Here is an 18,883-nt window from a genome sequence, read left to right on the forward strand (position 1 = left end):
AGGTTGGCGAAAGGTATGGAGACGCTGGTGCAACACGTGACCCAGGGTTTCAAGGCGATGCCGCCGCGTGGTTTGTGCATGGACTGCAGTGCCGAGGATTACCAAGCCATCATCCTTTGGATGAGCGAGTAAACCCGGTCCATAACTTAACCCTTAGCCGTAGTTGGATTAGCTGATGAACAAATTGATCGTGAGTCTGCTGTTGACCGTGGGAATCTCAGGCTTCGCCCATGCTGCCGGTGATGCCGCAGCGGGCCAGGCAAAAGCCGCCGTTTGCGGAGCCTGCCATGGCCCGGACGGCAATAGCATGGCGCCAAACTTTCCAAAACTGGCCGGTCAAGGTGAACGCTACCTGACCAAGCAACTGCACGACATCAAGTCGGGCAAGCGCACCGTTCTGGAAATGACCGGGCTGCTGACCAACCTGAGCGATCAGGATCTGGCCGACATCGCCGCCTACTTCGCCAGCCAGAAAGGCAGCGTCGGCGCCGCCGATCCGAAGATCGTCGCTCGCGGTGAAGCGCTGTTCCGTGGCGGCAACCTCGCCAAAGGCCTCCCAGCCTGCACCGGTTGCCACTCGCCGAATGGCGCTGGCAACGCCGCTGCCGGCTTCCCGCACCTGGGTGGCCAACACGCTCAATACATCGCCAAGCAGCTGACCGATTTCCGCAAGGAAGAAGGCGGCCGTACCAACGACGGCGACACTATGACCATGCAGACCATCGCCAAGCGCTTGAGCGACGAAGATATCGCTGCGGTCTCCAGCTACATTCAGGGTTTGCACTAAGCGCGCCGGATCGGGCGTTGAGCGAGGCTTAAGATCAAAAGATCGCAGCCTTCGGCAGCTCCTACAGGGGGGTCGCGTGATTCGTTGCAGGCGTTGATATCTCCTGCAATGTTAACGCTCGATTAATCCGTCGCAGCAAGTATAAAAAGGGTGGCTTTGGCCGCCCTTTTTTGTGGCCGCTGCCGTTACACTACAGAACTCATGCCCGCCAGGATCTGTCTGAAAACAGGTCGCGCGAGGCGACCAAAATTGTCCAGGAGTAAAGCATGCGTAATCTGATCATCAGCGCCGCTCTCGTCGCTGCCAGCCTGTTCGGCGTCACCGCCCAAGCCGCCGAAGCCCCAGCCGCCCCTTATGTGGAACTGGCCAACCCGGTACCGGTTGCAGAGCCTGGCAAGATCGAAGTGGTCGAGCTGTTCTGGTACGGCTGCCCGCACTGCTACGCCTTTGAGCCAGTGATCAACCCGTGGGTTGAAAAACTGCCGTCCGACGTCAACTTCGTGCGTATCCCGGCGATGTTCGGCGGCCCGTGGGACGCTCACGGCCAAATGTTCCTGACCCTGGAAGCGATGGGTGTCGAGCACAAGGTTCACGCGGCGGTTTTCGAAGCCATCCAGAAACAACACAAAAAGCTGACCGACAAGAACGAGATGGCTGACTTCCTCGCCACCCAAGGCGTGGACAAGGACAAGTTCCTCGCCACTTTTGACTCGTTCGCCATCAAAGGTCAGATCGTAAAAGCTCGCGAACTGGCCAAGAAGTATGAAATCACTGGCGTTCCAACCATGATCGTCAACGGCAAGTACCGCTTTGACATCGGCTCTGCCGGTGGTGCCGAACAAGCGCTGCAACTGGCTGACCAACTGGTCGCCAAAGAGCGAGCGGCAACCAAGGCTGCAGCCAACTAAGCGCCGCCCCCGCCATGCGCCGCTGGAAGTCTGAACGCATCGTTGGCCTGCATGATCCGCAGGTCAACGAGCATCACCTGGAGTCCACGGGCTTGCCCGCAGACCAGCGTCTGCGCCTGCTCAGTTTCAATATCCAGGTCGGCATCAGCACCGAGCGCTATCGGCATTACCTGACCCGTAGCTGGCAGCACCTGCTGCCGCACAACGGTCGCTCAGGCAATCTGCAAAAGATCGGCGACCTGCTCGGCGACTTCGATCTGGTCGCCCTGCAGGAAGCCGATGGCGGCAGCCTGCGTTCGGGCTACGTCAATCAGGTCGAACACCTCGCCCAGCTCGGCGCCTTCCCTTACTGGTATCAACAACTCAATCGCAATCTCGGCCGACTGGCCCAGCACAGCAATGGCGTGCTCAGTCGTCTGAAACCGTCGGCGATTGAAGATCACCCGCTGCCCGGCCCGAAAGGTCGTGGCGCGATTCTGCTGCGTTTCGGCGAAGGCCCGGAAGCGCTGGTGGTGGTGATGATGCATCTGGCCCTTGGCGCGCGAACCCGCAGCCTGCAACTGGCCTATATTCGTGAACTGATCGGTGGCTACAAACACCAGGTGTTGATGGGCGACATGAACACCCACGCCAGCGATCTGCTGCAACATTCTCCGTTACGCGATCTCGGTTTGCTGGCCCCGCAGGTGGAAGCGACATTCCCCAGCTGGCGTCCTCAGCGTTGCCTGGATCATATTTTGCTCAGCCCGACCCTGACCCTGGAAAAGGTCGAAGTGCTGGCGCATCCCATTTCCGATCACCTGCCGGTCGCGGTAGAGATTCGTCTGCCGGGTTCGCTCACGGCTGATGCATTGCCCGCGTTGAGTCCTGACCCTCGCGGAACCCCTGAATGAGCGACGACGCCCAGCGCTGGAAAGAGAAATACCTCAAAAGCATCGAACAACAGGACAAACTCGAACGCCGCTGGGCCGCCAGGCTCGACCTGCTGCGTCGCGGGCTGGTGCGCAGCACATTGGCTGCCGAAGGCACCGACAAAGTCGTTGATCAGTGCATGAAAGAGATGCGCGACGTGGTGCGCACCGACGACATGGACGCCGGCCTCGCCGCCCTGTTACCGCGCCTGGAAAAAGCCGTGCTCGACTCCGAGCAACGCCGCGAAACCCGCATTGATCAGGTCAGCACCGCGCTGACAGCGCTGGTGACGCAACTGCAAGCCTTGCCATTGCCTCGCGAAGTCGCGCAACCGCTGAAAAAATTCGCCAAGCAACTGGATGGCCGCGTCGGATCGGCGCGGGAAATGCCGCTGCTGCTGAGTGAGCTCAGTGGTTTGCAGGGTAAAGCGTTGAGTCAGTTGGACGCGCCTGCCGAACCTGAGCGACCGGGATTGTTGCAGCGTCTGTTTGGCGGTCGTGACAGCGATGATGCGCCGACAACAGAAGCGCCCGCGCCGGTTCTAGCTGCTCAACCGGTTGCTGCACCCGAGCCTGTAGCGCCTGCCGAAGTCATTGAACCGGTAAAAGCTGCGCCTCCGATCCAGGAAGCCCCTTGCGTTGCGATCACTGAAACACCCGCTACGGCGATTCAGGCAGAACCGGACGTCTTCGCCTTCGTGCCGCCAACCGTCGCCAGCGAAGCCGTCAGCGCTCCAGCAGAAGTCATCGCCGTCGAGCCGGAACCGCAGGTCATTGCCGCCCCTGCCCCCCACGTTGCCTTCAACCCCGACGAACTGATCCACCACAGCGATCCGTCCCCGCTGATCCTCGACAGCCTGCCGCTGCCCGAACCCATCGCCCAGGCACTGGCCGCGATCGACCCGGAACAACCCGAGCAAGACATTCTTTTTTCTCTGCCGGACACCCCGGAGCCTTCCTACAGCTCCGTGGCCAAACACATCGAAGACACCCTGATCGGTCTGCTCGACGACCTGACCCTGCCCGAGCGCCATCGTCCGCAAGCTGAGGCCATGCGCGAGCGGCTGAAACACGGCTTGAACTGGTACGAACTGATCCCGATCCTCGACGATCTGGCGACGTTGATGCTGGCGATCACTGACAGCGGCCAGCACGAATTCGAAGCCTATCTGCAACAACTCAACGAACGCCTCGAAGCGTTTCAAAGCAATCTGCAAGCCGCCAGTGACGGCCATGCCGACAACAGCTCGGCGGCGCGGGCGATGGACACGCAAATTCGCGAGCAAGTCGATGGTTTGCAGACCAGCGTGCAGGAAGCGGCGGATCTGGATGACCTCAAGCAAGTGCTGGAGAACCATTTGGAAGGCCTGCTCGGCACCATGGATCAGCACCAGAAGCAGCGCGACGCCCGCGAGCAGGAAGTGGCGACGCGGCTCAAAGGCCTGTCCGAGCGCGTGGCGCACATGGAACAGGAAGCCCAAGGCTTCCGCGAACACCTTGAGGAACAACGCCAGAAAGCCCTGATCGACCCGCTCACCGGTCTGCCCAACCGCGCCGCGTGGAGCGAACGCCTTGAGCATGAAATCAAGCAGTGGCAGCAGCATGGCAACACCCTGAGCCTGGCGATGCTCGATCTCGATCACTTCAAGCGCATCAACGACAACTACGGCCACTTGGCCGGCGACAAGGTGCTGAAAATCATTGCCACCGTGTTGCGCAAACGCCTGCGCGGTTCCGATTTCATTGCCCGTTTTGGCGGTGAAGAGTTTGTGCTGTTGCTGCCGGCCACGCCGCCAGCGCTCGGCGCGAAACTGTTGGAAACGCTGCGCGCAGCGATCGAGGCCTGCCCCTTCCACTTCAAGGGCGAACGCGTGACCATCACCATTTCCATGGGACTGGCATCGTTCAAGGCCGGAGAACACAGCGATCTGGTGCTGAAAAGAGCCGATCAGGCGCTGTACCGGGCGAAAAATGCAGGACGAAATCGGGTCGAGCTCGGCTGAGCAATTTGTTCCATTTTGTTTAAATCCGCCCGCTGACCGTCGAGACGCAAGGCAGTACGTTACACTGTTGCATTACTGTCTTGCGTGTATTGCCCTCAGCCATGAAATTTTTTACCCTCCTCGCGTCGCTGCTCGTTCTGGCCGGTTGTGCCAGCGCCCCGCGTTACGACATCAGCCACCCTTCGGCCAATTACGACAGCCGCATTCAGTTCGTGATCGTCCATTACACCTCGGCTTCGCTGGAGCGCTCGCTGCAACTGCTGACCCACGGCGAAGTCAGCAGCCATTACCTGATCAGCGATGACAAGAACGCGACCGTCTACAAGCTGATGGATGAAAACCAGCGCGCCTGGCACGCCGGCGAAAGCCAATGGCAGGGCCGCACCTGGCTCAACTCCAGCTCGATCGGCATCGAAATCGTTAACCCGGGCTTCAAAGACACGCCAACCGGCCGCCTCTGGTATCCGTACAGCGAAGCGCAAATCCAAGGGCTGATCGCCCTGCTCAAAGACATCAGTAAACGCAACGGCATCAGCCCGCGCCACATCATCGGCCACAGCGACATCGCGCCGTTGCGCAAACTCGATCCGGGCCCGCTGTTCCCGTGGAAGCGTCTGGCTGACGCAGGCCTGGGCCTGTGGCCCAATGAACAAGCGGTGGCGCGCCAGCAGGCGCTGTTCAACAGCGGCGAACTGCCGAGCATCAGTTGGTTCCAGGGGCAACTCGCGCACGTTGGCTACGACACGCCGCAGACCGGCGAACTCGACGTCGCCACCCGTCACGTCCTCGCCGCGTTCCAGATGCACTACCGCCCTTCGCGCTTCGATGGCACCCCGGATGCGCAAACGGCGGCATTGTTGTTGGTACTTAATCAGACAAAATAATGACGCCCGCCCGACGGTCAGGGCGAAATCGCAATCAGCAGCTATAACTCATTGGTAATTCTTCGGATATTCCATATGGTTGCTACCCGAGAGACGCTGCGGAGCTGGTTTTATCGCCCCTGGTTTTTGGCGACGATCGCGGCTGTCCTCAGTGCCAGCCTGCTGATCGCCGGCGGTATGTTCTTTGCGATGCATCAGGTCGAGCAAAGCGAAAGCCGGGAAATGAACGCGCAAGGTGAGCGTTTCCTAGCCCGCCTCGAACAATTGTTCGGCCAGTTGCGCGAAAGTCTCGACGACCTAGAAGCACAGCCATTGCGCAGTTGCGATGGCGACATGATTGCCACCCTGCAGCAAGTCACCTTCAACTATCGCTTCGTCTACGAAGCCGCCTACAGCGATGGCACGCGAACCTGTTCCAACCGTCCGCGTCAGGAAGGTTTGACGGTTGCTCGCCAACCCGACATCAAAGGCCCGACCTACAGCTATTGGCTGAACACCACCACCGAACCCGATGAAAACCGCGCCGCGCTGATGCTCGGGCGCGGCAATTTTCGCGTGGCCACTTCGCGCGGGCATCTGACCGACATGGTCGACCTGTCGCCCGGCAGCAGCCTGCTGGTGGTGCTCGATCATGGCACTCGGGCGATCCCGGTACTCGGCACGGAGCAGGCTTGGCCGCCAACCGAGCACTGGCCACCGAAAAACCGCGAGGCGCTGCAAGTCACGCAAACTCGCCTTGTCTACCGCATGCCCACCGATAACCCGGAATACCAATTGGTACTGATCTCGCCGCGCAGCGGCATGCATATTCCCGCCGTCTGGTGGTGGATGGTGCCAGCCTGCCTCTTGCTCGGCGCACTGGCCGGGTTCCTCGTGTTTTTGTTGGTGCGCCAGCGTCAGTCAATGGACGCCGAACTGCACGGCGCGATTCGCCGTGGCGAGTTGCAGGTGCTCTATCAGCCGATCTTCGACCTCGACAGCCGCAACTGCGTCGGCGCCGAAGCCCTGCTGCGCTGGCGGCGCCCGGACGGCACGCTGACCAGCCCTGACCTGTTTATCCCGATGGCGGAGAACACCGGGCAGATCAGGCAGATGACCGACTTCGTCCTCCAGCGTTTGCTGGAACAACTCGGTCAGCTCCTGCGCGCCAATCCTCAGCTGTATATCTCGGTGAACCTCGCAGCATGCGACGTGATGGTGCCGCGCATTGGCCAGGTCATGGCGCGTCTGCTGACTCTGCACCGAGTAGCCGCGCGGCAGATTGCCTTTGAAGTGACTGAACGTGGATTGATCGATGTGGTGGTGGCGCGGGAAAACCTGCAAGCCCTGCGCGATGTCGGCCACCAAGTGCTGATCGACGATTTCGGCACCGGCTATTGCAGCCTCGCCTACCTGCAAACCCTGCCGGTGGACTGCCTGAAAATCGACAAAGCCTTTATTGATGCGCTCGGTCACGACGCCGCCAGCAGCGGCGTTGCCCCGCACATCATTCACATGGCGCAGGCGCTGGATCTGAAGGTGATTGCCGAAGGGATCGAACTGGAATCGCAAGCCGAGTTGCTCAGCAGCGAAGGGGTGAAATTCGGTCAGGGCTGGCTGTTCGCCCACGCCTTGAGCGCGGTGCAGTTCATCGAACTGATCACCCGTGGCCGGCGACTCGCTGGCCGCCGAATGGATGACGAAGCCTAGACTGCCAACGCCATGTAGAACTGCGTGCCCTGCCCCGGCCGCGAATACACGCCCATGCGCCCGCCATGCAACTGCACGATTTCCTTGCACAGCGCCAGACCAAGCCCGGCGCCGCCCTTCTTGCGCCCGACCTGCACGAACGGTTCGAAGATCCGCCCCTGCTGGCCGTAGGCAATGCCTTCGCCGTTGTCTTCGACGCTGATAATCACCCGCTCGCCATGTCGACGGGCCTGCAAACGAATCTGGCCGTCGCGGGCGGTATGGCGCAAGGCGTTGTCGATCAGGTTGTCGAGCACCCGATCGAGTTGCGCCTGATCGGCCTGCAATCGCGGCAACGGGCCTTGCAGCTCGACATTGAGGGCGATGCCCTTTGCCGCCGCCGAATCGGCGAACCGCAGCTGCGCCTGCTCGAGCAAATCTTCGATGGAGCACGGTGCCAGCGTGAGTTTCTGCAAACCGTTCTGGTAGCGCGAAAAGTTGAGCAAGTCGTTGATCAACTGCATCAGGCGCTGCATTTCTTCGTTCACGGTGTCGAGCAGATCAGCCTCACGCGACTCCGGCGGAAATTTCGCCCGTTCGCGGAACAAGCCGAACGCCATGTGCATGCCGGTGACCGGCGTGCGCAATTCGTGGGAAGCACGCAAGACGAACTCACTGCGCACACGCTCGAACGCACGCTGCTCGGTGACGTCGTGCAGCACCATCACTGCGCCGAGGATATGCCCTTGGGTGTGGCTGACCGGTGTCAGGCTGTACGTCAGCAGACGCGATTCGCCATCGACCTCGATACTCAAATCTTCCGGTGCGCGCTCCAGCGTGCCGCCACGCAGCACCAGTTGCAATTGCGCGTCCAGCTCAGGCCTTCCGAGCGCGGTGCCGAGGCCTTGGCCGAGACGATCGTCCTCCCAACCCAACTGGCGCTGCGCCACCGGGTTGAGGTGTTCCAGATGGCCTTGACGGTCAATCATCAACAAGCCGTCGTCGATGCTGTCGAGCACGGCCTGTAACCGTTGCTGACCGGCGAGCAACTCGTCGACGTTGGTCGCTTGATGTTCGCGCAATGCTTCGGCCATCAGCCCGAAACGCCGGGACAGCAGGTTCACTTCCATCGCCGAGGAAATCGGCAGGGTCACTTCAAAGTTGCCCTGCCCGATGTTGTCGGCGGCTTTCGCCAACACTTCGATTGGCGCGCCGAAGCGTCTTGCGATGCCGTGAGCGGTGACAAAACCGATGATCAACACCGCCAGCCCGACCAGCCCCAGCAGGCCGGCAACCAGCAGCGCCCGTTCGCGGGCGGCGTGCTGTACGGCATTAATGTTGTCCAGCGCATGCTTGTGCTCGGTGATCAAACCGTTGCGCAGCGCATTGAAGCGTTCTCTGAAGTTGGCATTGCTGCTCAACGCGGTCGCCGGGTCACGGGACAGGTCAAACGCCTGCAGAAAACTTATGTAATCCGCTTTGGCCTGGCTGAAGCCGTACTGGCGATCATCATCACCGCGTTCCTGGGCGATGCCTTCATCGAGCAGCTCGAAGTAATGCTGTTTGGACGCTTCGAACGCGGCGTCATCCGGCTTTTCGGCCAACATGAGGATCAGTTGATCACCCAGCGTTTGCCGCATCTTCAGGCCCAGATCAAGGGTGACGAAGTTGTTGCGCAACAGCGCTTCCTGCGAGCCGGCCATCTGCATCACGCTGACCAGCCCGAGCAGAAGCCCGAGCAACGCCACGGTGATCAAGGCGGAAATGCTCAGGAACAACCGTGTGCGCAACTTCATCGCCAGTTTCATCGCCCGGCACTCACAGGTTGTACTGCTTGCGCTTGCGATACAGGGTCGAGGCGTCGATGCCGAGGGTTTTCGCTGCTTGATCCAAGGTGCCGGCGGTGGCGAGAACCGCGCCGATGTGGGCTTTTTCCAACTCATCCAGACTCAGCGCTGCGCCGACCCGGGGTGCGTTGTTGGCAGGTTGCTCGGCCATGCCGAGGTGGCTGATTTCCACGCGTTCTTGCGGGCAAATGATGCTCGCCCGCTCGACCACGTTGCGCAGCTCACGAATGTTGCCCGGCCAGCGATAACCCAGCAGTGCTTCACGAGCCTCGTCGCTGAAACCGCGTGCAGGACGCGCGTACTCTTTAACGAAGCGCGCCAGAAAGCGATCGGCCAGGGTGAGGATGTCCTCGGCGCGCTCACGCAGCGGCGGCAAATGCAGGGTGATGACGTTGAGGCGATAGAGCAGGTCTTCACGGAAGCGACCGTCGCGCACCATGTCTTCAAGATTGAGGTTGGTCGCCGCGAGAATTCGCACATCGGCGCGACGGGTGACCGGATCCCCTACCCGCTCGTATTCCTTGTCTTGAATAAAACGTAGCAACTTTGGTTGCAACGTCAGTGGAAAATCGCCGATCTCGTCGAGAAACAGCGTACCGCCGTCAGCTTGATTGACGCGACCCAGCGTGCTTTCACTGGCACCGGTAAACGCGCCGCGACTGTGACCGAACAGCTCGCTTTCCATCAATTCCGCGGTCAGCGACGGGCAGTTGATGGTGACGCAGGATTTCTTCTCGCGTTTGCTCCAGCCGTGAATGGCGCGGGCCAGTTCACCTTTACCGGTGCCGGACTCGCCGAGGATAAGAATGTTGGCGTCGGTGCCCGCGACCTGGCGTGCAGTTTCCAGTACGACTTTCATCGCCGGGCTGTGGGAATCGAGCCCGTCCTTCGGCTTGCGGATCTCGCCTTCGAGGGCTTCGAGGCGCGCCGACAGTTGGCGCACTTCCAGTTGTTTGGCAGTGGCCAAACGCAATTGATCAGGGCTGCACGGTTTGACCAGATAGTCGGCGGCACCGGCCTGGATCGCGTCCACAGCGGTATCAACAGCCGAATGCGCGGTGACGATCACCACGCGCATCCACGGCGCCTGAATGCGCATTTGCGCGAGTACATCGAGGCCGTTGTCTTCACCCAGACGCAAATCGAGGAAGCACAAGTCGAAGACCTGGCGTTGCAGCAGTGCGTCGGCCTGAGCGGCGCTGTTGGCCGTGGCCACCGTATAGCCTTCGTCTTCGAGGCAATAACGGAAGGTTCGCAGGATGGCGGATTCATCATCCACCAGCAGAATGCGGCCTTGTTGCTCAGTGGCAGATTCCATTTTTCCTACGCTCCATAAAGATTGGTCTTGGGTTAGTCCCGGAAAAATCGGGCAAGTTGCATGGTTGATTCTGAACGATGCGAGCCATAGGAGGGTAGCTCTCTCCAGCCTTCAGGGCCAATACGTTGATTTTGTTGATTTTTTAAACAAACAGCGATTTGCAGGGGATTCCCTGCGTCCTTTTCTGACATCCAAGACCTCCACTCAATTCCATAAGAATGAATTCTCCTACGAAATAATCGTGCGGTTTGCACGACCGTGGAAGAGCCATCGTGCAGGATGCGTCGCGAAAGATTTTCAGATCGATCGTAACCTATTGTTTTTATTGGTTTTTTAATCAATTAAAAAACTGGCATGCAGTCTGCAATATCTCTATCAGCCCGGGCAGATCAGATCTGCCCTAACCGAATAAGAGAGTGAGGAACCCAGGATGACTCGCCAACGTGCCGCCCAAGTGCGTATCTCGCCACTGCATATCCAGCAAGGTCTGTTTGGCGTACTTGCGCTGCTGATCACCCTGATCGCTTGCCAGCAATACCTGCGCTGGGAAAACGCCCAGCAGCCAGAGGCACCGCTGATCTCGATGCAGCACGCGACACAGAGCCATTTCAGCGCTGTCAGCAGCGCCCAGGAAGACAGCGCGCCGATGCGCATGATGTCGGTCGACCAGGCGGAGCCGCTGGATCAGCTGCCACGCGAAGAGCGCTGGGTTTTCTGATCGATCTGATTTTACAAATTCGGGCGCGCAGCGCCGGAACACGCCACACCCCTAAATAGAGAAGTAAGGAGAATCACCATGTTGAGCTGGGCAATTACATTCTTGATCATTGCCATCATCGCTGCAGTACTGGGCTTCGGTGGTATCGCGGGCACCGCCACGGGTATCGCCAAGATTCTCTTTGTCGTGTTCCTGGTGATGTTCATCGCTTCCTTCTTCTTTGGCCGTCGCGGCCGAGGTTAACGATGAATGCTTTAAAAGCATTGGCAGCCGCCCTGCTTCTGGGCGGTAGTGCCATGGCGATGGCGGCCAACGACGGCCAGACGCGGGTCAACGAACTGCTTAGTTCCGACCCGCAGTATCGGGAAACGTGGGAAGGCGTGGTGAAGAAGGAAGAGCGCCTGCCGGAATGGGTGATGAACCTCTCCGGTACACCTGACCAACAGATGAATGCCGTCACCGAAGACGGCGACAAGTACCTGGTTGGGCCGCTCTGCGAATCGCAGGACAAGTGCCTGAACCACCGCTTGATCGTCGCGTTCAGTTTCGACAAGAAAGATGCATACGCCATGCTCGTCGATGTGCCCGAAGGACTGCCGGCCGACAAGTCGCCCACGCGACATGCCACCTACCGCTTCCTCGGCAAACCCGATCAAGGCATGCAGGATCTGCTGATGGAAACCCTGAAGAAAGATCCGAACTGGTATTGAACATGAAGGCAGCAGCCCTGCTGCCTTCCTTTGCACCGAGCCGAGGAGGCTCGGCGCATGACCAAGGGGCCGGGACGTTCTGACTGTTACAGGGTCGGAGTGACCTACGGGTACAGGGAGTGCCTGCGAGAGGGCCGGGTCAGGGCACGTCAAAGCTGCGACGCAGGTTCGCCAACCCCCAGTGGTTCGACGGACTTGCGCTGAGCTTCATCCTCAGCAAAAAATCATCAAAACATTGATCCAGAGCGACCTGCTCATGCTTTTTAGCGACCAGACTGTGCGCGAAAACATTACGCGGTGTTTCCGGGCGACCGTATATCGAGAAAGAAGACTTCTATTCAAGAGGACTTCTAGTCTCCCTGCGTAGGCTTTTTCCTCAGATTTCTGTCGACTTTTCCTGATTAAAAAACCACCAACCCAGGCTGTGATGGCCGGTTCACGGCAGTTATGCCGGCCGAAATGTCGCAATCGAACCGGTTGGGACGCCAGTTTCATTTAAAAAAGCTCATGCCGATTCGGCATAGGGTAGGCGTTTACGGCATTAGACGGCGCAACCTTGCATCGGAATAGTTGCGCCTTTTTTCGCCTGCCGGAGAGCCGTGAATACTCGCTTCGGGGCACCTTATACGGAGGCAGATGCACAGACTTTTCCGCTAAAAAGCGTTCCAGTTCCTGCATGTGCCTGAGTCAAACGCAAGTAAGGGTAAAGATAATGAAGAAGGCAAAACTCAGCCTCGCCTGGCAGATCCTCATCGGTCTGGTTTTGGGGATTGCAATTGGGGCGTTGCTCAACCACTTCAGTGCCGAAAAGGCCTGGTGGATCAGCAATGTCTTGCAACCGGCAGGCGATATCTTTATCCGTCTGATCAAGATGATCGTGATTCCGATCGTCATCTCTTCCCTGATCGTCGGCATTGCTGGCGTGGGCGACGCCAAGAAACTCGGGCGTATCGGCCTGAAAACCATCATCTACTTCGAAATCGTCACGACCATCGCGATCGTTGTCGGCTTGCTGTTGGCCAACGTGTTCCATCCGGGTGCCGGCATCGACATGAGCACGCTGGGCACAGTGGACATCTCCAAGTACCAGGCGACTGCCGCCGAGGTACAGCATGAACACGCGTTCATCGAGACCATCCTTAACCTGATCCCGTCGAACATCTTCGCGGCTATGGCCCGCGGCGAAATGCTGCCGATCATCTTCTTCTCCGTGCTGTTCGGTCTCGGTCTGTCGAGCCTGCAGTCGGATCTGCGCGAGCCGCTGGTGAAGATGTTCCAGGGCGTCTCGGAAAGCATGTTCAAAGTCACCCACATGATCATGAACTATGCGCCAATCGGCGTATTCGCTCTGATCGCGGTGACCGTCGCCAACTTCGGTTTCGCCTCGCTGGTGCCGCTGGCGAAACTGGTGATCCTGGTTTACTTCGCCATCGCTTTCTTCGCCTTCGTGGTGTTGGGCCTGATCGCCAAGATGTTCGGTTTCTCGGTGTTCAAGCTGATGCGCATCTTCAAGGATGAGCTGGTGCTGGCCTACTCCACCGCCTCTTCGGAAACCGTGCTGCCGCGCGTGATCGAGAAGATGGAAGCCTACGGCGCACCGAAAGCCATCTGCAGCTTCGTGGTACCGACCGGTTACTCGTTCAACCTCGACGGTTCGACTCTGTATCAGTCGATCGCGGCAATCTTCATCGCGCAGCTGTATGGCATCGACTTGTCGATCAGCCAGCAACTGTTGCTGGTGCTGACCCTGATGGTCACCTCCAAAGGCATCGCCGGTGTTCCGGGCGTGTCCTTCGTGGTGCTGCTGGCTACCTTGGGCAGCGTCGGTATTCCGCTGGAAGGCCTGGCGTTCATCGCCGGTGTCGACCGCGTCATGGACATGGCCCGTACCGCACTGAACGTGATCGGTAACGCGCTGGCCGTGCTGGTTATCTCGCGCTGGGAAGGCATGTACGACGACGCCAAGGGCGAGCGCTACTGGAACTCCCTGCCACACTGGCGCACCAAGACCAAACTGCCAGCGGGCGAAATCTCCAAGAACTGACACACCCCTGTAGGAGCTGCCGCAGGCTGCGATCTTTTGATTCTGTTTTTAAAGGCAAGATCAAAAGATCGCAGCCTTCGGCAGCTCCTACAGTAGATTGAGGTCAACCCGTGAAATGGGGTGGCAGCAGGTACATACAAACCCCGGAGAAATCCGGGGTTTGTCGTTTCTGGCCACGCCGTTATCATTCGCGGCATTCTTCGGGGGATTTGACTGATGCTTAATGGCCTGTGGCTTGGCTTCTTCATCGTGGCAGCCGTGTCGGCGCTGGCGCAGTGGCTGATCGGCGGCAACGCCGGGATCTTTGCGGCGATGGTGGAGAGCATTTTCGCCATGGCCAAGCTCTCGGTCGAAGTCATGGTGCTGCTGTTCGGCACCCTCACCCTGTGGCTGGGCTTTCTGCGCATCGCCGAGAAAGCCGGGATCGTCGACTGGTTGGCGAAAGTCCTCGGCCCGCTGTTTCTGCGGCTGATGCCGGAAGTCCCGGCCGGTCACCCTGCCCTTGGCCTGATCACCCTGAACTTCGCTGCCAACGGTCTGGGCCTCGACAACGCCGCCACGCCCATCGGCCTGAAAGCCATGAAGGCGCTGCAGGAGCTCAATCCCAGCGCGACCATCGCCAGTAACGCGCAAATCCTCTTCCTGGTGCTCAACGCCTCCTCCCTGACCCTGCTGCCGGTGACGATCTTCATGTACCGCGCCCAGCAAGGCGCGCCGGATCCGACGCTGGTGTTCCTGCCGATCCTGCTGGCGACCAGTTGCTCGACGATTGTCGGCTTCCTCTCGGTAGCATTCATGCAGCGCCTGCGGATCTGGGATCCGGTGGTGTTGGCTTATCTGATTCCCGGCGCGCTGGTTCTCGGTGGCTTTATGGCGCTGCTGGGCACGCTGTCGGCGACGGCGTTGGCGGGATTGTCGTCGATCCTCGGCAATCTCACGTTGTTCGGATTGATCATGCTGTTTCTGATCATCGGCGCGTTGAGAAAAGTGAAGGTTTACGAAGCGTTCGTTGAAGGCGCCAAAGAAGGTTTCGACGTTGCGAAGAATCTGCTGCCGTATCTGGTGGCGATGCTCTGCGCGGTGGGCGTGCTGCGTGCTTCCGGGGCGCTGGACTTTGGTCTGGACGGTATTCGCCATCTGGTCGAATGGGCCGGTTGGGACACGCGGTTTGTCGATGCGCTGCCGACGGCGATGGTCAAACCGTTCTCCGGCAGTGCGGCACGGGCGATGTTGATCGAGACGATGAAAACCTCGGGCGTCGACAGCTTCCCGGCGTTGGTCGCGGCGACGATTCAGGGCAGTACCGAGACGACGTTCTATGTGCTGGCGGTGTATTTCGGCGCAGTGGGGATCCAGCGCGCAAGGCATGCGGTGGGGTGTGCGTTGTTGGCGGAGTTTGCCGGCGTAGTTGGCGCGATCTTCGTCTGCTACTGGTTCTTCGGCTAACCACTAATCCCATTGTGGGAGCGAGCTTGCTCGCGAATGCGTCCGGTCAGTCAACATCATCGCTGAATGACCCACCGCATTCGCGAGCAAGCTCGCTCCCACAGGGTTTGTGTGTTGGGGTTAGGGTTTTGGCGGGGCCAGTTTTTGGCCTTGGTCTACGGCCCAGGCCACGACTTTCGCGGTCAAGCGATCACTGGCCTGGCCAAAACCGGCGACCACCGCCGGCACCTGCACATCACTCAGCGGCTGGCGCTCTTCAAAGCGGCGACTGGCGAGAATCCGCTGGTCATAACCGCGCACCAACAACGCATCGACCCGCACCACAATGCTGGCCTGCGTGCCCTGATACTCGGTCTGAAACGCCTGCAAACTCCCGCCCAATTCCAGATCTGCAGCAAAGTTGCTGTCATCCGTGCTCAGCAACGTCACCCGTCCATCCCGCTGAAAGCCGTCGAGCAAGCGATTACGCACCAGCACCGGCGCCGGATCGCTCCAGCGTGAAGCTTTGTAACTGCTGATCACATCGCCCTGCGGAATCACCGCGATGTTCGAGCGGTTCAGCGCTTCGCTGGACTGCAATTTATTCAAGCGTAACGACCAGGTCTGAGCCGCCGCCGAACGGGCCGAGGCTGGCGCTTGTGCGGCTGGCAAGCGATACACATCCGACGGTTCGGACTTGGGCAGGATCGAGCACGCACTAATCAAAGTGAAGCCAACGAGGAGGGCGAGGCGAGTCAGCTTCATGGCGTGAATTCCTTGTTCTTGTCACGGCCCAGCAGGTAGCCGCTAGGGTTGGCCTCAAGCCGTTGCGAGATGGCGCGCAGCGAGGTCAGCGTCTCACGCAGTTCGCGGATCGCCGGGGCCAGGCCATTGAGGCCCTGCATGCCGTTGTCGAGGGAGTTTTCGTTTTTGTTGAGCAGGGCGCTGATCGTCGTCGTGCTTTGCTCCAGCGACTTCATCGCCTGCTCGGCGCTGCCCAGCGCTTGTTTGCCCTGATCGTTGAGCAAGCCGTTGGCGTTGCGCATCAGCAACGAGGTCTGTTCGAGCATGCTGCCAGCCTGTTTGCCGACCGTCGCCAGTTGCTGCATCGCCTGTTTGATGTCGCCGCGTTGATCGTTGATGGTGCCGGTGGTTTGCTCCAGATGCGCAAGGGTTTTGCTGACGCGCTCGACGTTCTCTGGGGAGAACATCTGATTGGCGTTCTGTAGCAACGCGCTGATGCCGGTCATCAAATCGTTGCTGTCATTGAGCAAACGCGAAATAGGCGAGGGCGACGCCACGATCAGCGGCAGCTTACCGTCCTGCCCACGCAGTTTCGCGCTCTGCGGCGTGCCACCGCTGAGCTGGATGATCGAGGTGCCGGTGATCCCGGCCAGCGCCAGTTTCGCCTGGGTGTCTTCTTTGACCGGGGTGTCACCGGCCAGACGAATTCGCGCCAGCACCCGGCGTGGATCCTGCGGATCGAGGCGCAGGCTGATCACGTCGCCGACCTTGATCCCGCTGTACTGCACCGAACTGCCTTTGGACAAACCGCTAACCGCCTCGTTGAAGACGATTTCGTAATCCTTGAATTCGGTGTCGACGCTGGACTTGGCCAGAAATAGACCGAAGAGCAGGGCGCCTGCCACCACAATCACCGTGAACAGGCCGATCAACACATGATGCGCTCGGGTTTCCATGTCAGACCTCGTTGAGCAATTTGGCGGCGTCCAGCGCCGAGCGGCCGCGCGGGCCGTGGAAGTATTCGTGAATCCAGGCGTCGTCGGTTTCCGAAACGACGTCGATCGGGCCGGCGACCAGCACTTTCTTCTGCGCCAGCACCGCCACGCGATCGGTGATGGTGTAGAGCGTGTCGAGGTCGTGGGTCACCAGAAACACGCTGAGACCGAGCGCATCGCGCAGGGTCAGGATCAATTGATCGAATTGCGCGGCGCCAATCGGATCGAGGCCGGCGGTGGGTTCATCGAGAAACAGAATGTCCGGATCCAGCGCCAAGGCCCGAGCCAGAGCGGCGCGCTTGATCATGCCGCCGGACAGCGACGAAGGATATTTATCCGCTGCCGACAATGGCAGCCCGGCCAGCGCCAGCTTCACGGCGGCCAAATGTTCGGCGTCGTTGCGACTGAGGCCAGCGTGTTCAATGAGGGGCAGGGCGACGTTCTCGGTCACCGTCAGCGAGGAAAACAGCGCGCCCTTCTGGAACAAGACGCCGAAGCGTCGTTCAACCATCGAACGCTCATGCTCCGACAGGCTCGGCAGGTTCTTGCCGAACACTTTGACCATGCCTTCGCTGGGCCGGCGCAAACCGACAATGCTGCGCAACAGCACCGATTTGCCGCTGCCGGATCCGCCGACCACGGCGAGAATTTCGCCTTTGTACAAATCCAGATCGAGGTTCTCGTGCACGCTCTGGCTGCCGAAGCGATTGCACAGGCCACGGACTTCGATCACCGCCTCCGAGGGCGCGCGGGGTAGACGACTCACCAGCCCATCTCCATGAAGAACAGTGCGGCCACCGCATCGAGCACGATCACCACGAAAATCGACTGCACCACGGCGGACGTGGTGTGGGCGCCGACCGACTCGGCACTGCCGCTGACCTTGAAGCCTTCCAGGCAACCAATCGCGGCAATGATGAAGGCGAAAATCGGCGCCTTCACCAAGCCGACCAGAAAGTGCTGCACGCCGATGTCCGACTGCAACAGCGTCAGGAACATCGCCGGCGAGATATCCAGCGACACCGCGCACACCACGCCGCCGCCGATGATCCCGCAGAGCATCGCCAGAAAGGTCAACATCGGCAGCGCCACCAGCATCGCCAGCACGCGCGGCACCACCAGCAGCTCCATCGGGTCGAGGCCGAGGGTGCGGATCGCGTCGATTTCTTCGTTGGCCTTCATCGAGCCGATCTGCGCGGTGAAGGCACTGGCGGTGCGCCCGGCCATGAGGATCGCGGTGAGCAGCACGCCAAATTCACGCAGGAACGAGAAACCGACCAGATCCACGGTAAAAATCGTCGCGCCGAAACTGGCCAGCACCGTCGCGCCGAGGAACGCCACCACCGCGCCGACCAGAAAGGTCAGCAACGCCACGATCGGTGCGGCGTCGAGGCCGGTCTGTTCGATGTGCGCAATCATTGGCGTGATGCGCCAGCGCTTGGGCCGGAACAGGTTGCGAGCGATGGTTTCCAGAATCAGGCCGACGAAGCCGAGCAGTTGCAGGGTGTCCTGCCAGACCGTATCGACCGCACGACCAATGCGCGTGAGCAATTGCACGCTGACGCTGATTTCCGCTTCCTTGATCGGCACGCAGAAATCGGTCATCGAGCGATACACGGTTTGCAGCAGCGCGCGGTCGGCGGTGGAAATCGTGCAATCAGGGTGCTCAGCAGATTTACCGAGGCGCTCGGAGCCGAGCAGCTCGACCAGCAGCGAAGCGCCAGCGGTATCGAGGGCGCCGAGGCTGTTGAGGTCAATCGGGGTGTTGGCGTCGTATTGGCCGTGGAGCTTTTCGCTGAGGGTCTTGAGCTCGGCGTAATGGGCAAGCGTCCAGTCCCCGGTCACGCGCAGGCGGGCAGGGCTGATCGACGTGTCCAGTTGGGCATTGCCGCTGATCGAACTGCTGGTCATAAGCTCCGTG

General features: G+C 60.0%; 18 protein-coding genes. 12 read left to right on the forward strand and 6 right to left on the reverse strand.

All coding sequences use genetic code 11. From position 1 onward, the window contains the following. The 7 genes from ACIP66_RS19970 to ACIP66_RS20000 form a co-directional block, all read left to right on the forward strand. Nucleotides 1-132 (forward strand): c-type cytochrome (locus ACIP66_RS19970; protein ID WP_400650306.1); only part of this gene is annotated, 132 nt, incomplete at its 5' end. Nucleotides 133-175: 43 nt separating this feature from the next. Then, complete coding sequence (locus ACIP66_RS19975) at nt 176-787, forward strand: cytochrome c (protein ID WP_008081240.1); 612 nt, start codon at nt 176-178, stop codon at nt 785-787. A gap of 266 nt (nt 788-1,053) precedes the next feature. Further along, nucleotides 1,054-1,695, forward strand: a complete 642-nt coding sequence (gene dsbA / locus ACIP66_RS19980; protein ID WP_159813385.1) for a thiol:disulfide interchange protein DsbA — start codon at nt 1,054-1,056, stop codon at nt 1,693-1,695. Between the two features lie 14 nt (nt 1,696-1,709). After that, complete coding sequence (locus ACIP66_RS19985; protein ID WP_159813387.1) at nt 1,710-2,588, forward strand: endonuclease/exonuclease/phosphatase family protein; 879 nt, start codon at nt 1,710-1,712, stop codon at nt 2,586-2,588. Then, nucleotides 2,585-4,609 (forward strand): diguanylate cyclase, encoded by a 2,025-nt coding sequence (locus ACIP66_RS19990; protein ID WP_400650239.1) that lies wholly within the window; start codon nt 2,585-2,587, stop codon nt 4,607-4,609. The genes ACIP66_RS19985 and ACIP66_RS19990 overlap by 4 nt, the downstream gene beginning before the upstream one ends. Before the next feature lie 101 nt (nt 4,610-4,710). Continuing rightward, nucleotides 4,711-5,493, forward strand: a complete 783-nt coding sequence (locus ACIP66_RS19995; protein WP_400650241.1) for an N-acetylmuramoyl-L-alanine amidase — start codon at nt 4,711-4,713, stop codon at nt 5,491-5,493. Between the two features lie 75 nt (nt 5,494-5,568). Next, nucleotides 5,569-7,182, forward strand: a complete 1,614-nt coding sequence (locus tag ACIP66_RS20000) for an EAL domain-containing protein (RefSeq protein WP_400650244.1) — start codon at nt 5,569-5,571, stop codon at nt 7,180-7,182. Here ACIP66_RS20000 and ACIP66_RS20005 read toward each other — a convergent pair. Both ACIP66_RS20005 and algB read right to left on the reverse strand, forming a co-directional pair. Continuing rightward, on the reverse strand, nt 7,179-8,969 hold the full coding sequence (locus tag ACIP66_RS20005) for a KinB sensor domain-containing domain (RefSeq protein WP_053125389.1): 1,791 nt from the start codon (nt 8,967-8,969) through the stop codon (nt 7,179-7,181). The two genes, ACIP66_RS20000 and ACIP66_RS20005, sit on opposite strands and share 4 nt — an antisense overlap. 10 nt (nt 8,970-8,979) lie before the next feature. Next, nucleotides 8,980-10,326, reverse strand: a complete 1,347-nt coding sequence (gene algB, locus ACIP66_RS20010; RefSeq protein ID WP_053125387.1) for a sigma-54-dependent response regulator transcription factor AlgB — start codon at nt 10,324-10,326, stop codon at nt 8,980-8,982. A gap of 430 nt (nt 10,327-10,756) precedes the next feature. On the opposite strand from algB, the gene ACIP66_RS20015 reads away from it, so the two are divergent. The 5 genes from ACIP66_RS20015 (at nt 10,757) to ACIP66_RS20035 (ending at nt 15,244) form a co-directional block, all read left to right on the forward strand. After that, entirely contained in the window at nt 10,757-11,044 is a 288-nt protein-coding gene (locus tag ACIP66_RS20015) for a hypothetical protein (protein ID WP_053125385.1), read from the forward strand. 78 nt (nt 11,045-11,122) lie between these two features. Next, the gene (locus tag ACIP66_RS20020) at nt 11,123-11,287 is read left to right on the forward strand and encodes a DUF1328 domain-containing protein (protein ID WP_003177151.1); all 165 of its coding nucleotides are present in this window, start codon (nt 11,123-11,125) and stop codon (nt 11,285-11,287) included. Nucleotides 11,288-11,289: 2 nt separating this feature from the next. After that, the gene (locus ACIP66_RS20025) at nt 11,290-11,754 is read left to right on the forward strand and encodes an inhibitor of vertebrate lysozyme family protein (protein ID WP_053125383.1); all 465 of its coding nucleotides are present in this window, start codon (nt 11,290-11,292) and stop codon (nt 11,752-11,754) included. A 712-nt stretch (nt 11,755-12,466) separates the two neighbouring features. Then, nucleotides 12,467-13,798 (forward strand): glutamate/aspartate:proton symporter GltP, encoded by a 1,332-nt coding sequence (gltP, locus tag ACIP66_RS20030; protein WP_053125381.1) that lies wholly within the window; start codon nt 12,467-12,469, stop codon nt 13,796-13,798. 216 nt (nt 13,799-14,014) lie between these two features. Then, entirely contained in the window at nt 14,015-15,244 is a 1,230-nt protein-coding gene (locus ACIP66_RS20035) for a nucleoside recognition domain-containing protein (RefSeq protein ID WP_159813394.1), read from the forward strand. Nucleotides 15,245-15,364: 120 nt separating this feature from the next. Here ACIP66_RS20035 and ACIP66_RS20040 read toward each other — a convergent pair whose 3' ends face one another. From ACIP66_RS20040 to ACIP66_RS20055, 4 genes are read right to left on the reverse strand one after another with little or no spacing between them, the layout of a single operon-like run. Continuing rightward, nucleotides 15,365-15,988: an ABC-type transport auxiliary lipoprotein family protein gene (locus tag ACIP66_RS20040; RefSeq protein WP_400650251.1), complete on the reverse strand. Its 624-nt coding sequence runs from the start codon at nt 15,986-15,988 to the stop codon at nt 15,365-15,367. After that, a complete protein-coding gene (locus ACIP66_RS20045; protein ID WP_400650254.1) occupies nt 15,985-16,923 on the reverse strand; it encodes an MlaD family protein in 939 nt (312 codons plus the stop codon). The genes ACIP66_RS20040 and ACIP66_RS20045 overlap by 4 nt, the downstream gene beginning before the upstream one ends. A 1-nt stretch (nt 16,924) precedes the next feature. Next, nucleotides 16,925-17,728: an ABC transporter ATP-binding protein gene (locus tag ACIP66_RS20050; protein WP_400650256.1), complete on the reverse strand. Its 804-nt coding sequence runs from the start codon at nt 17,726-17,728 to the stop codon at nt 16,925-16,927. After that, entirely contained in the window at nt 17,725-18,873 is a 1,149-nt protein-coding gene (locus ACIP66_RS20055; protein WP_053125372.1) for an ABC transporter permease, read from the reverse strand. Before ACIP66_RS20055 ends, ACIP66_RS20050 begins: the two co-directional genes overlap by 4 nt. Nucleotides 18,874-18,883: the final 10 nt, after the last annotated feature.

The organism is Pseudomonas sp. NPDC088429, from assembly GCF_044753305.1.
Taxonomy (GTDB): Bacteria; Pseudomonadota; Gammaproteobacteria; order Pseudomonadales; family Pseudomonadaceae; genus Aquipseudomonas; species Aquipseudomonas rustica.

Excerpts from the sequence above, each read along its gene's own strand:
- ACIP66_RS19975 (WP_008081240.1), top strand. The coding sequence starts at position 176 with ATGAACAAATTGATCGTGAGTCTGCTGTTGACCGTGGGAATCTCAGGC.
- dsbA (WP_159813385.1), top strand. The coding sequence starts at position 1,054 with ATGCGTAATCTGATCATCAGCGCCGCTCTCGTCGCTGCCAGCCTGTTC.
- ACIP66_RS19985 (WP_159813387.1), top strand. The coding sequence starts at position 1,710 with ATGCGCCGCTGGAAGTCTGAACGCATCGTTGGCCTGCATGATCCGCAG.
- ACIP66_RS19990 (WP_400650239.1), top strand. The coding sequence starts at position 2,585 with ATGAGCGACGACGCCCAGCGCTGGAAAGAGAAATACCTCAAAAGCATC.
- ACIP66_RS19995 (WP_400650241.1), top strand. The coding sequence starts at position 4,711 with ATGAAATTTTTTACCCTCCTCGCGTCGCTGCTCGTTCTGGCCGGTTGT.
- ACIP66_RS20000 (WP_400650244.1), top strand. The coding sequence starts at position 5,569 with ATGGTTGCTACCCGAGAGACGCTGCGGAGCTGGTTTTATCGCCCCTGG.
- ACIP66_RS20005 (WP_053125389.1), bottom strand. The coding sequence starts at position 8,969 with ATGAAACTGGCGATGAAGTTGCGCACACGGTTGTTCCTGAGCATTTCC.
- algB (WP_053125387.1), bottom strand. The coding sequence starts at position 10,326 with ATGGAATCTGCCACTGAGCAACAAGGCCGCATTCTGCTGGTGGATGAT.
- ACIP66_RS20015 (WP_053125385.1), top strand. The coding sequence starts at position 10,757 with ATGACTCGCCAACGTGCCGCCCAAGTGCGTATCTCGCCACTGCATATC.
- ACIP66_RS20020 (WP_003177151.1), top strand. The coding sequence starts at position 11,123 with ATGTTGAGCTGGGCAATTACATTCTTGATCATTGCCATCATCGCTGCA.
- ACIP66_RS20025 (WP_053125383.1), top strand. The coding sequence starts at position 11,290 with ATGAATGCTTTAAAAGCATTGGCAGCCGCCCTGCTTCTGGGCGGTAGT.
- gltP (WP_053125381.1), top strand. The coding sequence starts at position 12,467 with ATGAAGAAGGCAAAACTCAGCCTCGCCTGGCAGATCCTCATCGGTCTG.
- ACIP66_RS20035 (WP_159813394.1), top strand. The coding sequence starts at position 14,015 with ATGCTTAATGGCCTGTGGCTTGGCTTCTTCATCGTGGCAGCCGTGTCG.
- ACIP66_RS20040 (WP_400650251.1), bottom strand. The coding sequence starts at position 15,988 with ATGAAGCTGACTCGCCTCGCCCTCCTCGTTGGCTTCACTTTGATTAGT.
- ACIP66_RS20045 (WP_400650254.1), bottom strand. The coding sequence starts at position 16,923 with ATGGAAACCCGAGCGCATCATGTGTTGATCGGCCTGTTCACGGTGATT.
- ACIP66_RS20055 (WP_053125372.1), bottom strand. The coding sequence starts at position 18,873 with ATGACCAGCAGTTCGATCAGCGGCAATGCCCAACTGGACACGTCGATC.